Here is a 13,573-nt window from a genome sequence, read left to right on the forward strand (position 1 = left end):
TTTTGAAACCAAAATTCTTTTTCTTTGTTTTACTTTCATTCATAGCTTTCAAAAGCTTTTCACAAACATCGATAATTAGAGGTATCATTTTAAATGAAAATAAGCAACCCATTGAAGGTGTGAATATTAAAGCCGGTGACTTAGGAACCCAAACTAACGAAAACGGATTTTATCTCTTAGAAATAGCTTCAAACACAGATATTACCATTGAATTTACACATCTTTCATTTAAAAAGGTTTCAAGCGTTTTCAATTTAAAAAATGGTGAAGAATTAGAGTTTAATCCCGTTTTAAAAACTTCGGTAGAACAAATTTCTACAGTAACCATAAATACTACAAGACGAAAAGAAGTTGAAGGCATCATAAATATTCAACCAGAAGTTATTAGAAAAATTCCCGGTGCCAATGCCGGTGTTGAAAACCTTTTAATGACACTTCCAGGGGTTAGTAACAACAACGAACTGAGTACACAGTACTCAGTAAGAGGTGGAAATTTTGATGAAAATTTGGTCTATATAAATGATATTGAAGTTTATAGACCTTTCTTAATTAGGTCTGGACAGCAAGAAGGATTGAGTTTTGTTAATACCAATTTGGTTCAAAATGTTGATTTTTCATCGGGTGGTTTTCAAGCAAAATATGGTGATAAGTTATCCTCCGTCCTTGATATTACCTACAAAACGCCCTACCAATTTGAAGTAAATACCGATTTAAGCTTATTAGGTGGTAGTATTTCCTTAGAAAACATTAGTAAAGATTCTAAATTTACAAGTATTGTTGGTGTGCGATACCGCGATAACAGTTTATTGGTAAATGCAAAAGAAACCGAAACGAACTTTAACCCTACATTTGCCGATTTACAAGCTTTTTTTACTTATAAATTCACCAATAAATTTCACTTAAGTTTTTTAGGAAATGCCTCTATAAACCTTTATAGTTATGAACCACAAACACGTCAGACTAATTTTGGTACTTTAAGTGATCCCATAGCTTTATTGGTGTTTTATGAAGGTCAAGAAGAAGATCAATACCAAACCTACTTTGGTGCTTTTAAAGGAACCTATTTTGCAAATGATGATTTAACTTTAAAACTGATTGCTTCCACCTATCATACCACAGAAGAAGAGTATTTCGATATACTGGCACAATACAGATTAGGCGAAGTAAATACTAACATTGGTGATGAAGATATTGGTGAAGTGGAGTTTAGTGAAGGCATTGGCAGTCAATTAAACCATGGTAGAAATGATTTAGATGCGCTTATTACTAATATTGAACACAAAGGGGATATAAAGCTAGATGATAACCGAATTGAGTGGTCTGTAAAATACACTAATGAAGATATTAGAGATCGATTGGTAGAATGGGAAGTCATTGATTCTGCCGGCTTTTCAATAAGGCCTCCAAGAACCATTCCAACCAATGAACAGCCTTATATACCATACAGCGGTCCGTTAGAACCCTTTCAAAATGTACGAGCAACCAATTTCACACAAATAAACCGCATACAAGCTTATACTCAATGGAGTAAACGCTCTACTTTAGGAAATAGTGATGTTTGGTATAATGCTGGAGTAAGAGTACACAATTGGTCTGTAAAAGGTGAAAGTATTGCCTCTACAAACCAAATAGTGTTTAGTCCGAGGGCACAATTTGCTATAAAACCTAGTTGGAAAAGAGACATGCTTTTTAGAGCTGCGGCAGGTATTTATTATCAACCACCTTTTTATAGAGAGTTACGTGATGCTACTGGAACGGTTCAACCCAATGTAAAAGCCCAAAAATCTTTCCATTTGGTTTTAGGTAATGATTATAGTTTTAAAATGTGGGACAGACCTTTTAAACTTACCTCTGAGGTTTATTACAAAAATTTAACGAATGTGAATCCTTATACCATTGAAAATGTTAGAATTCGTTATAGAGCCAATAATAGCGCAAAAGCATATGCTTACGGATTGGATATGCGATTGAATGGGGAATTTGTGCCCGGAACAGAGTCATGGTTTAGTTTTGGCTACTTAAAAACAGAAGAGAACATTGAAAACCGAGGTTATATTTCAAGACCAACAGATCAACGCTTGAAGTTTGCAGCGTTATTTCAAGACTATGTGCCCAAGATGCCAAACCTTAAAATGTATTTAAATTTGGTATATAACACTGGAGTTCCTGGTGGTTCACCAAGTTACGCAGACCCTTACATCTATCAAACTAGATTACCAGATTATAAAAGAGCTGACCTTGGTTTACAACTAGTGTTGGTGGATGACAAAAAGCAATTTAACCGTGGTTGGAAAAAGCCTTTTAAAGAATTATCACTAGGTTTTGAGATTTTCAACATTTTTGATGTTCAAAACTCTATCACAAATACTTGGGTAAGGGACGTATACAGTAAACGCCTGTTTGCTATTCCAAATTACTTAACACCTAGAGTATTTAACGTGAGGACTAACATGAAGTTTTAATTTTTTTGGTAAAAAAACGAAGTTATTTAAATCACGAAGTATACGCATAATAAATACAAATCTATACCCCCCCCAATAAATTAAAAGGTGACATGTGTCTTATTAAGTTTCTAACAAGTCTTTTAAAACCTCCACCACATAATCTATCTCCTCTTTTGTGTTATATATACTAAAAGAAAATCGAATGGATGGTTTTTCTAAATCTTCATCATTTAAAATTTCAGCTAACACATGTGAGCCTTGAGAACTCCCACTTTGGCAAGCACTTCCCTTTGAGCAAGCAATCCCCTTTAAATCTAACTGAAATAATAACAGGGTTGTTTTTTTGGGGTCTACGGGTAAACAAATATTAACCAAAGTATATGTACTTTTTTCCATATTGGCTGAAAGCCCATTAAACTTTACTTGCGGAATTGCTTTCGATAAATTTTCAATAAAATATTGCTTTAATCCCTTTATATAGGTGGTTTCCTTTTCTAGGTTGTTATAGGCTATTTTTAGTGCAGACGCTATACCAACAATGTTGTGAACACTTTCTGTTCCGGCTCTGAGTCCACGCTCTTGTTCACCTCCAAAAATAAGAGGTTTTAAGCCAGTATTTTTTCTAATAAAAGCAAACCCCACCCCTTTTGGACCATGAAATTTATGAGCTGAGGCCGCTAAAAAATCAACTGAAACCTTTTGTAAATCTAATTGATAGTGACCAATAGCTTGAACCGCATCGGTATGAAATAGAACATTATTGGCCTTACATAAATTGGCAACACGTTCTATATCTATAAGGTTACCTATTTCATTATTAACATGCATGAGGCTTACCAATATTTTTTGCTCACCTTTTAAAAGGCTTTCTAACTGCTCATAATCAATAGTCCCTCTATCATCAACCTTAACAAAACTAATTTTTAATGGATGTTCTTTTTCTAATTGATCCAGTGTATGCAAAACGGCATGATGCTCTATTTTAGAAGTCACAATGTGTTTAACCCCTAAATCTCTAACAGCACTTCGTAACACTAGATTATCGGCTTCTGTGCCACCCGAAGTAAAAATAATTTCACTAGCAGACACATTAAAGAAACTAGCAATTGATTTTCTGCAACTTTCAACCAAAGATTTTGATGATCTCCCAAAACTATGTGAAGATGATGGATTTCCGTAACTACCATTCATAACCTCAACCATAGAAGCAATGACCTCTTCTCTTATTTGAGTAGTGGCAGCATTATCAAAATAAACGGTTTTCATTTTAAAGCATTTAGGGTTTTAATCCTTTTCTGAGGTAAAAATACTTGAAATAAAATTATTATCAATAACCTGCGTTATAAATACAATTCTATTATTTTTGCCTTAAAATCTCTACCCAATGCGCAAGTTACTTTTTGTATTAATTCCCTCAATAATTTTCTGTATTTTTTCTTGTGATGATGGCGATATCATCACTTTTAATATAGATTTTGATGATACTTTTGAAGCCTGTAATGGAGTTAGTGGCCTAGTGCTTTACAAAACAAAAGATGATCCTTCAGAGTCTTTGTCGGTATTCATAAATGGTTTTACAAGAGATGAACTTTTTGAGGTTAATGATAATGGCGTTTTAAATACTACAGAACTTGGAACCTTTTATTACAGAACGTATAGTAATGAACGTATCTCTAATATAGATTTATTTTGTACTGATGTCCCTGACGATGAAATTGATATAACCATGAACGACGATAGTGATTGCTCGGTGGTAATTTCAACTACTTTGATTGAAGATGACAATGATGGCGTACCAACAGCTCTAGAGAATCCAGACCCTAATGGTGATGGTATTTATGATGATGCACAGGATACTGATGGTGATGGGTTGCCAGATTACAAAGATGCCGATGATGATGGTGATAATGTTCTAACAAAAGATGAAAACCCAGATCCTAATGAAGATGGTAATGTGAGTGATGCTCAAGATACCGATGGTGATGGTACTCCCGATTATTTAGATAGTGATGACGATGGTGACGGCGCCTTAACTAGAGACGAAGAAAAAGGAACTCAGGACCAAAATTTGGGTAACGATATCACCAATCCAGATGTTGGTCCAGATTATTTAAATCCTGAAGTTAGTGATGTACTTCCTGCAGTAAAATACCGGGTACATTCTTTCACACAAACCTTTAATGTAACGGTTACTATTAGAGATATTGAAATTACTGAATTAAAACAAGAATCATTAGACTTTGGAATTCTTGAAGGTTCTGGTACCAGTGGTTCTCAAACCATTACCCCTGAATTTAACTAGGTTTTACATTCTGGTAGATATAAACCTCTGTAGCTCCTAAACCATACTTTTGGTAATTGGCATCATAAAACTTAATATTATCATATCTCCCAAATAGGTATTCTAATTCAAGTTTCAAAACGCCTTCACCCACCCCATGAATAAAGACTACTTTTTGAATTCGTTTATTCATGGCGAATTCTAATTGTCTTTTGGCCGTATCTAATTGAAGTGTTAGCATCTCATGCTTCGTCATTCCTTTAGTAGATTTTACTAATTGGTTGATATGCAAATCTACTTCCATTGTAGGTTGAAAACGCTCTTTTGCTTTAATTTTAGATAGTTTTCGCTTTTTAAATTGTTCTTTTTCAGAGACTACAGCACTAAAGCTAGCGTGAGAAAAGATATCTTTCTTAAATGAGGTAGGTTTATTTTTCACCAAAGCTTCTTTAGGAAAATCCAATAAAAAGCCATCTTCAGTCTCAATAGAAACCAAATGCCCTTCAATGTGTTTTACCACCCCCGATAAATCTTCATCTAAAACTAAAACACAATCACCTAACTGTAAACTCATTACTCATCAGCATTTAACTCGTTGTCATTATCAATTTTGCTTGGTATAGTTCTAGATAACCTATAGATTCCTACCATAAGTAATACAATACCAGCAATTAATATATATTGATTTTGTTCCTTAATGCCATTAGCATATAAAGCTATTGTAGCGCCAATTACAATCAAAAAATAATTCAAATATTTCATGATTCTTAAAGTTTAAATTGATTTTGTTACAAAATAAACAAAAAGCTCTTAATCAAATAAAAGAATATTAACTGTATTTTATAAATTTGAAAGATGCAGGAATTAGAAAAGTATATGTTACCATGCTTAAACAAAAAACTCTTTGGAATAGAGTGCTTTGGCTGTGGTTTACAAAGGTCTATAGTTCTAATCTTTAAAGGGCAGTTTCTAGAAGCGTTTTATATGTATCCTGCTGTTTACTCACTTCTTTTACTTTTTGGGGTAATTTTTTTTAATGCATTCAAAAACTTTAAAAATGGCAATAAAATTATTCTTATTTTGGCAATTCTAAATGCAGCTATAATAATTACTAGCTACATAATTAAATTTATTTAACCCGTAAAACACAAACACATGGAACAACAAAAATTGCCTAATGCAACACTAATCTTAGTTTTTGGAATTTTATCAATTCTTGGATGTTGCTTTTATGGTATTGGCATTATTTTAGGAATTGTGGCTATTGTACTAGCCTCCAAAGCCACAAAAATGTATGCTGAAAACCCAGATAGTTATACTGGAATTCAAAATGTAAAAACTGGTAAAATTTTGTCTATTATAGGTATTGTATTAAGTGCTCTTTATTTATTTTTGATAATTTGGTTGGTTATGACTTTTGGTTGGGAAACTTTACAAGACCAAGAATTAATGCAACAAAAAATGCAAGAAATGATGGGACAATAATTTTTTCACCTAAAACCATAAAAAAAGCGACCAATTTTGGTCGCTTTTTTTATCTATAACCCTTTTACTATTAGAATAGTGCAGCTCCTGCTGCTACTCCAATTAAAACCAATATGTATAATGAAATAATAACTATGGTAAATATTCCTATGAACTTATAATGCGACTTCAAGTTAGAAAAAGCCATTTTAAAATCTTGGCCATTTGTGAGTCTTAAAGCTCTTTTCATGTTTTTAGAGAACTTGAACAAATACTGTACAGGAAAAAAGTATAGAAGTGCAAAAAGTATATAAAAAAGAGCCATTCCAGTAGCATAACCAGCTCCATAAAAACCATCTATGCCACTATTAGATGCTCCAGTTATAGCTACGGCAATACCACCAAATACCATAAAACCTACACCTACAAAACCTAATATAGATAAAAAGTAAGACCACTTTGCTATTTCTTCTAAATACCCTTTAATTTCTTGGTTAACATCAAGTTCAAAACTTTCAAAAGCCGATTTTTCTTCCATAAATTATTTTTCAAATTGTTTAAATGTTCTTGTAATAATATCAAGGCAGTCTAGTAACTGTGTTTTGTTCATAACCAAAGGTGGTGCAAAACGAATAATATTACCGTGAGTTGGTTTCGCTATTAAACCATGATCTCGTAAAGTTAAACAGATATTCCAAGCGGTATCACCATCTTCAGAATCGTTAATCACTACTGCGTTTAATAAACCTTTTCCCCTAACTAAAGTTACTATATTACTGGTTTCAATGTATTTATTTAATTCATCTCTAAAAAGAGCTCCTAAAGTTGCGGCATTTTCAGCTAAATTTTCTTCTTTAATTACTTCTAAAGCTGCAATAGCAACGGCAGCTGCTAAAGGATTTCCACCAAAAGTACTTCCGTGAGTACCTGGGGTCATAACGTCCATTATATGATTATCTGCCAAAACAGCACTAATGGGGTAAACGCCTCCACTTAAAGCCTTTCCCAAAATTAAAATATCAGGTCTCACATTTTCATGATGTACCGCCAAAAGTTTACCTGTTCTGGCTATTCCTGTTTGAATTTCATCAGCTATAAACAAAACATTGTAAGCTTCACATAAAGCCCTAGCTTTTGCTAAAAACCCTTCAGAAGGCACATAAACCCCTGCTTCACCTTGTATGGGCTCTACTAAAAATCCTCCAACATTGGGATTGCTTTTTAAAGTAGATTCCAGTTGCTCTAAATTATCATAGTCAATACTAATAAAACCGTTAGAATACGGACCAAAATTTGTGTGTGAAGTACTATCACTTGAGAATGATACGATAGTGGTAGTACGCCCATGAAAATTATTTTTACAAACCACTATTTTAGCTTCATTCTTTGGTACACCCTTTACCTCATAAGCCCACTTTCTACAGATCTTGATTGATGCCTCTACAGCTTCTGCACCAGAGTTCATAGGTAGTAATTTGTCAAAACCAAAATACTCACAGGTATACTTTTCATAGAGCCCTAACTTGTCATTATAAAAAGCTCTGGAGGTAAGCGTAATGGTTTTTGCTTGCCCTATTAAAGCATCAATAATTTTTGGGTGGCAATGCCCTTGATTTACTGCAGAATAAGCCGATAAAAAATCGTAATACCGCTTCCCATCAACATCCCATACATAAACACCTTCCCCCTTGCTCAATACAACAGGAAGTGGTTTATAGGTGTTAGAGCCATACTTTTTTTCTAAATCAATAGCTTGCTGCGATGTTAATTTTTGTAAAACAGCCATTTTGAAAAAAATTTAAGGTTAAATGCCTTAGTATAACATACGCTGGCATTGTTTGTTTCTTAATTAAGATTCAAACACTAAATAATTTAATCTCGCTACGCGATTAAAATAACCATTCCTGCTCTACCTTTATCCTTTCGGAATCCCAATAACGATAGTATGGGGGACGAAAATTCAGCGTGGGAGAGAAATCATCCCTGGATAGATACGCAAGTTAACAAATATTACGCTGTTTTATCCTATAACTTATTCAGATATTTTACTTGATAATGATGACATTTGAAGTTCTAAACGTTTTATTTCTCTAGTAAGTGCGTTTCTATGCATTTGCATCCACAAGTATATTTTAATCATGCTTATATATAAAAAACATAATAACACGCCGCCTACCCATAGTATTAAGTCGTTAGTCTTTTCGGCATCAAAAGTTTGAATGATGCAATAAATTAACAAACCAAAAACAATGGCTGTCATAAAATTCATAATGAGTGTCAACCATGAGTTTTTTCCATTAAAAAGACCTCCTAACATTTGGAATATATTTTGTTCTCCTAATTCATCATAGAATTTGGCTTCTTCCTTTGTTAATGTTTCTTTGATTAATTTGTCTATGTCTTCCATATTATTTTTCATAATCTCTATTTTTTAATATTAATTTCAACTTCTCTCTAGCATGGTATAATCTAGATTTTGAGGTTCCTTCTGAAATATTCAGAGTCTTACTGATGTCTTTTAACGAATAATCTTCAACGTAAAACAATCTAATCACCAATTGCTGATGCATGGGTAACTTTTTTATAGCACTTAACAAATTCCTTTGCAATAACTCAATTTCATTGCTTTCGTTTAATTCTTCTGTTTTATTCTCAAGATGGTAAGTTTTTAAACGTTCTTTGGTTTTGTTTTGCTTTTTTATCCAATCAAAAGATTTGTTACAAACTATCCGTAATGACCAACATGCAAACGTTTTTGGGTCGTTTAAATCATCCATTTTGTTAATAATAGTATTCCAAGTATCTTGTGCAATATCTTTGGCTGCATCAGGATCTTTAACAATCCAATGCGCTTTATTACAAAAGGTTTTATGCCATCGTTTAACAAGCTTTTCTAAAGCCAATTGATCTCCAGACTGATATTCTAAAACCAATTTAGCATCTATGTGATAATTGTTTCTACTCATTAATTAAAAGCCTACACCTAAACAAAGGACTTCAAAATTCTTAAAAGGTTCATTTTTTCAAAAGAAAATTAAAAACCCTTAAAGTTAACCCAAATAAAGCGGTATTTATTTGTGGCTATTATTATTTTTGCACGATGCCAAGAAGAGAAAGAAATAAGTTTGTAAAACGAGGTGAAATCATTGAGTTAGTCATTGAAGATTACGCCTTTGGCGGTAAAGGAATTGGACGCCTTAGAAATGAACATGGTGAGTTTGTAGTCTTTGTCCCCAATACCATTCCCGGACAAACGGTGAAAACCCAAATTAACAAATCCAGCAAAAAATATGCTGAAGGTAAACTATTAGAGGTTATTAAAAAATCTGATGATGAAGTTAAGGTTCCTTACCAAGATATTCCGGGGGCACCTTACATTAATTTACCTATTGAAAAACAACACGCCTATAAAAAATCCAGTACTTTAGAACTTTTTAAGCGCATTGGGAAAATTCCTGATATTGAAACATATTTTGATGAATTTGTAAGTTCACCCAGTACATTTCACTACAGAAATAAAATGGAATATGGCTTTTCAGCTATTGGTTACAGCAGAAGTAAAAAAACTGATATTGATGCTTTTACATTAGGTTTTAAAAGACGGGGGCTTTGGTGGTGTGGTGAGAATTTAGACAAAGATAGTGGCCTATTTGATGCCCAAGTAGAAGACAACCTAAAAAGCATAAGAAACTATTGTGAACAAACAGGTTTAGCCCCCTGGCATGGTCCTAAAAAAGAAGGTTTTTTCAGGTATTTGGTAATTAGGAAATCATATAAAACTAATAGACTACTTTTTAATCTTGTTACTACCTCACATGATTTGCCAAAATTCAACCTTAATAAATTTTCTGATTATCTCATAGAGCTATTTGGTAATAGAATTGCTGGGTTTCTGCATACTATTAATAATGAAATTGGAGACCGTACCATAGCCACAACAGGAAGTATTAATCTTATTTATGGCGATGATAAAATTGTAGAGCAATTACTGGATTTAAATTTTGAGATTAGCATGAAAAGCTTTTTTCAAACCAACCCAAAATCAGCCGAAAAGCTTTATAGCAAAGTCATTGACTATGCCTTAGAGAATAAAGAATCCATCCATAATACGGTAGTTTTAGACCTATTTTGTGGTACTGGAACCATTGGACAAATATTGGCTTCAAAAGCTACCAATACCAAAATAATAGGTGTAGATATTGTAGCCTCTGCCATTGAAGATGCCAAAGAAAACGCCAAACGAAATAACATTAAAGGACTACAATTTTATACTGCTGATGTTGGAAAATTTTTAAGTGAACACCCAGAATATATCGGAAAAATAAGGACTATTATACTAGACCCAGCGCGTGCTGGTATTACTCCAAAAACACTTAAAAAAATAATAAACCTAAATGCAGAACGTTTGGTTTACGTATCTTGCAATCCAGCAACGCAAGCCAGAGATATAGAGCATTTTGCAGTTGCAGGTTATAATATAAAAAAACTAAGTTTAGTAGACCAGTTTCCGCACACCGCGCATATTGAAACCGTTCTACTTCTGGAAAAAGAACAAACGTTTTAATTAAGCGAATAAACCTATTAATGAAATTTATAAGATATAGTCTCATCCCAATTATTGCACTTTTAGTGGGCATCTCCATAAGTTGTGAACGTGATGACATTTGCCCCGAAAGTACACCTACAACACCTAGGTTAATTATTGATTTATACGATGCCGAAAATCCAGAAAACAAAAAAAGCGCCTTCAACTTGGTGGTTTTTGGTGAAGACAATGAAAGTATTTTACCCGGTTATAATTCGGTAAGTACCACTCAGTTGATACTACCTTTAAAAACAGATGGTTCTCCAACAAGATATGTTGTTCATAAAGATTTTAGTTTTAATGATAACGGCACACCCGATGACCCTAGTGATGATATTATTGGAGGAAATCAAGATATTTTGATTATAAACTACGCCTTAACTGAAGTTTATGTTTCTCGTGCCTGTGGTTATAAAACCGTTTATGAAAGTGTAGAAATTGTACCCGAAGCCGACGGCGATAATTGGATATTATCTACCGAAAACCTTACAAATAATGAACCTATTGAAGATGAAAGCGCAACACATTTTAACATACTGCATTAGCATAGCAATCCTACTATTGTTACATGTGTCTGCGAGTGCACAAAACGATAGTATCCCCAAACCTGTTTCAGATTCTTTGGTAGTAAAGCAAAAATATGGTCTTAGAATTGCTGGCGATATTGGTAAACTTGCGCGCTCTTTTTTAGATGAAGATTACACTGGTTTTGAAGTGGCTGCAGATTTTAGAATAAAACAAAACCTATATATAGCTGGAGAACTTGGGTTTGAGGAAAAAAACACCATAACCGATTATTTAGATGTAAGCACTACTGGATCGTATTTAAAAGCAGGTATTGATTACAATATGTACGACAATTGGCTGGACATGGATAACATGGTATTTGCTGGTTTTAGAGTTGGCGCTAGTTCCTTTAGCCATGACCGTAATAGTTTTAATATTTACAGTACCAATCAATATTGGACCCCGCAACTTTCAGTAGATGAATTGGAGGAGTTTAATGGATTAACAGCTTTTTGGACGGAACTTATTTTAGGGATGAAGGTAGAACTGTTTAACAACCTTTATATGGGGCTTAATGTACAGCTTAAGTTACTAGTTAGCGAGACCCAACCCAATAACTTTGAAAACCTGTATGTACCCGGTTACGGCAGAACCTATGATAGTACCAGTATTGGGGCTGGTTACAGTTATACTTTAGGTTATCGCATTCCGCTTTATAAAAAGGCTAAATAGATATTATTTGTGTTTTAGTTTAAATTTTTGTTGGTTGTAACTTACAGGTAATATTGATTGTATATTACTTAAATTCTATTTTTTTTAATGTTCCTAAACATTAAAAAGGAAGTGCATCACATCACCATCAGCAACAATATAATTTTTACCCTCTACACGCATTTTGCCGGCTTCTTTTACTTTGGCTTCACTGCCATAAGATATAAAATCATTGTAAGCAATAACTTCGGCTCTAATAAAGCCTTTTTCAAAATCTGTGTGAATAACGCCTGCTGCTTGTGGTGCCGTAGCACCTACATCAACAGTCCATGCTCTCACTTCTTTTTTACCAGCCGTAAAATAGGTTTGCTGTTGTAATAATTTATAAGCTGCACGTATTAATTTTGAGGAGCCTGGTTCATCTAAACCAATATCTTCTAGAAACATTTGGCGCTCTTCATAGTCATCTAACTCGTTTATATCAGCTTCTGTACCTACAGCCAATACCAAAACTTCAGCATTTTCTCCTTTTACAGCGTCTTTTACTTGCTCTACATAATCATTCCCAGAAACAGCGGCGCTTTCGTCTACATTACAAACATAAAGCACAGGTTTATCGGTAATAAGTTGTAAAGGTTTCACATAATCTTCATAAGCTTCATCGCTAAACTCCAATGCTCTAACCGATGTTCCAGCCTCTAAACCTGCTTTAATTTTAAGCAACACTGCTTCTTCAGCTTGCGCTTCTTTATTTCCTGTTTTGGCAGCTCTTTTTACTTTATCTAGCTTTTTTTCGGTAGTTTCTAAATCTTTTAACTGCAACTCAATATCAATAGTTTCCTTGTCTCTAATTGGGTTTACACTACCATCAACATGTACAATATTATCATTGTTAAAACAGCGTAATACATGCAAAATAGCATCGGTTTCTCTAATATTGGCTAAAAACTGATTTCCTAACCCCTCTCCTTTGCTGGCACCTTTTACTAAACCAGCAATATCAACAATTTCTACCGTTGCAGGAATTACTTTTTCTGGGTTTACCAAACTTTCTAGCTTTTCTAACCTTGGATCTGGCACATTTACTACACCAATATTAGGCTCTATGGTACAAAACGGAAAGTTTGCACTTTGTGCTTTAGCATTAGATAAACAATTAAATAAGGTTGATTTTCCAACGTTTGGCAACCCTACAATACCTGCTTTCATAAGAATTCTATTTTTTATTCCCGCAAATGGGAATCTATTTTGCAGGCGCAAATTTAGTTAATTAGATGGATTAGATAGTTTAGTTTGGTTAATTTATTTAACTCATGTAAAAACCAAATGTGTTAAGGAGTAAGATACATGAGATGAATAGTTACGCTTATCGGTCTCGGCTATGAGTAGTTGCGTGGTTTAACACTTAACTTTGCAAGTACACGCCAAACTGAAAATCCGCGAGGATTTTCAGAAGTAGGCGAGAACAAGCAATTACTTATAGCCATCTTAAGTTTACAATCTCTTAATTTTAGATTATAAATCAGAAAGAACAAAAGAGAGGAGTAAGATTAATATAGCCGTAGGAACTTGCGATTCCGT

At 33.8% G+C, this 13,573-nt stretch carries 15 protein-coding genes; 7 read left to right on the plus strand and 8 right to left on the minus strand.

The genetic code is table 11. From position 1 onward, the window contains the following. The first annotated feature begins 2 nt into the window (after positions 1–2). Positions 3–2,462, plus strand: coding sequence for a TonB-dependent receptor (locus DFQ02_RS05725; protein WP_245940206.1), 2,460 nt, complete (start codon positions 3–5; stop codon positions 2,460–2,462). 102 nt (positions 2,463–2,564) lie between these two features. Here the strand turns inward: DFQ02_RS05725 and DFQ02_RS05730 are convergent, their stop codons facing one another. Next, the gene (locus tag DFQ02_RS05730; RefSeq protein WP_116040027.1) at positions 2,565–3,710 is read right to left on the minus strand and encodes a cysteine desulfurase family protein; all 1,146 of its coding nucleotides are present in this window, start codon (positions 3,708–3,710) and stop codon (positions 2,565–2,567) included. 118 nt (positions 3,711–3,828) lie between these two features. Here DFQ02_RS05730 and DFQ02_RS05735 point away from each other — a divergent pair, with 118 nt between their 5' ends. Beyond that, on the plus strand, positions 3,829–4,746 hold the full coding sequence (locus DFQ02_RS05735; RefSeq protein WP_116040028.1) for a hypothetical protein: 918 nt from the start codon (positions 3,829–3,831) through the stop codon (positions 4,744–4,746). Here DFQ02_RS05735 and DFQ02_RS05740 read toward each other — a convergent pair. Together DFQ02_RS05740 and DFQ02_RS05745 are read right to left on the minus strand one after the other, a co-directional pair. Continuing rightward, a complete protein-coding gene (locus DFQ02_RS05740; RefSeq protein WP_116040029.1) occupies positions 4,739–5,299 on the minus strand; it encodes a Smr/MutS family protein in 561 nt (186 codons plus the stop codon). The two genes, DFQ02_RS05735 and DFQ02_RS05740, sit on opposite strands and share 8 nt — an antisense overlap. Further along, positions 5,299–5,487, minus strand: coding sequence for a hypothetical protein (locus DFQ02_RS05745; RefSeq protein ID WP_245940207.1), 189 nt, complete (start codon positions 5,485–5,487; stop codon positions 5,299–5,301). Before DFQ02_RS05745 ends, DFQ02_RS05740 begins: the two co-directional genes overlap by 1 nt. Before the next feature lie 114 nt (positions 5,488–5,601). Between DFQ02_RS05745 and DFQ02_RS05750 the strand changes: the two genes are divergently transcribed. Continuing rightward, the gene (locus DFQ02_RS05750) at positions 5,602–5,862 is read left to right on the plus strand and encodes a DUF2752 domain-containing protein (RefSeq protein ID WP_317124690.1); all 261 of its coding nucleotides are present in this window, start codon (positions 5,602–5,604) and stop codon (positions 5,860–5,862) included. An 18-nt stretch (positions 5,863–5,880) separates the two neighbouring features. After that, positions 5,881–6,210 carry a CCC motif membrane protein gene (locus tag DFQ02_RS05755; protein ID WP_116040031.1) on the plus strand — a complete coding sequence of 110 codons (330 nt, stop codon included), beginning with the start codon at positions 5,881–5,883 and terminating at the stop codon, positions 6,208–6,210. A gap of 70 nt (positions 6,211–6,280) precedes the next feature. Here the strand turns inward: DFQ02_RS05755 and DFQ02_RS05760 are convergent, their stop codons facing one another. The 4 genes from DFQ02_RS05760 to DFQ02_RS05775 all read right to left on the minus strand — a co-directional run bounded on the left by DFQ02_RS05760 (position 6,281) and on the right by DFQ02_RS05775 (position 9,155). Next, positions 6,281–6,727 carry a DUF5362 family protein gene (locus DFQ02_RS05760; RefSeq protein WP_116040032.1) on the minus strand — a complete coding sequence of 149 codons (447 nt, stop codon included), beginning with the start codon at positions 6,725–6,727 and terminating at the stop codon, positions 6,281–6,283. Positions 6,728–6,730: 3 nt separating this feature from the next. Beyond that, positions 6,731–7,975 carry an ornithine--oxo-acid transaminase gene (gene rocD / locus DFQ02_RS05765; protein ID WP_116040033.1) on the minus strand — a complete coding sequence of 415 codons (1,245 nt, stop codon included), beginning with the start codon at positions 7,973–7,975 and terminating at the stop codon, positions 6,731–6,733. A gap of 246 nt (positions 7,976–8,221) precedes the next feature. Continuing rightward, positions 8,222–8,608: a DUF6768 family protein gene (locus DFQ02_RS05770; protein WP_116040034.1), complete on the minus strand. Its 387-nt coding sequence runs from the start codon at positions 8,606–8,608 to the stop codon at positions 8,222–8,224. Then, the gene (locus tag DFQ02_RS05775; protein WP_116040035.1) at positions 8,598–9,155 is read right to left on the minus strand and encodes an RNA polymerase sigma factor; all 558 of its coding nucleotides are present in this window, start codon (positions 9,153–9,155) and stop codon (positions 8,598–8,600) included. Before DFQ02_RS05775 ends, DFQ02_RS05770 begins: the two co-directional genes overlap by 11 nt. A 134-nt stretch (positions 9,156–9,289) precedes the next feature. On the opposite strand from DFQ02_RS05775, the gene rlmD reads away from it, so the two are divergent. Genes rlmD through DFQ02_RS05790 form a run of 3 tightly spaced genes read left to right on the plus strand, consistent with a single transcriptional unit; the run spans position 9,290 to position 12,013 of the window. Next, on the plus strand, positions 9,290–10,753 hold the full coding sequence (rlmD, locus tag DFQ02_RS05780; protein WP_116040036.1) for a 23S rRNA (uracil(1939)-C(5))-methyltransferase RlmD: 1,464 nt from the start codon (positions 9,290–9,292) through the stop codon (positions 10,751–10,753). A 20-nt stretch (positions 10,754–10,773) separates the two neighbouring features. After that, positions 10,774–11,319, plus strand: a complete 546-nt coding sequence (locus DFQ02_RS05785; protein WP_116040037.1) for a DUF6452 family protein — start codon at positions 10,774–10,776, stop codon at positions 11,317–11,319. Continuing rightward, complete coding sequence (locus tag DFQ02_RS05790) at positions 11,270–12,013, plus strand: DUF6048 family protein (protein ID WP_245940208.1); 744 nt, start codon at positions 11,270–11,272, stop codon at positions 12,011–12,013. The genes DFQ02_RS05785 and DFQ02_RS05790 overlap by 50 nt, the downstream gene beginning before the upstream one ends. 93 nt (positions 12,014–12,106) lie before the next feature. On the opposite strand, the gene ychF is transcribed toward DFQ02_RS05790, so the two are convergent. Continuing rightward, complete coding sequence (gene ychF / locus DFQ02_RS05795; protein ID WP_116040039.1) at positions 12,107–13,201, minus strand: redox-regulated ATPase YchF; 1,095 nt, start codon at positions 13,199–13,201, stop codon at positions 12,107–12,109. Positions 13,202–13,573: the final 372 nt, after the last annotated feature.

It is taken from the genome of Seonamhaeicola aphaedonensis, assembly GCF_003386195.1.
GTDB lineage: Bacteria > Bacteroidota > Bacteroidia > Flavobacteriales > Flavobacteriaceae > Seonamhaeicola > Seonamhaeicola aphaedonensis.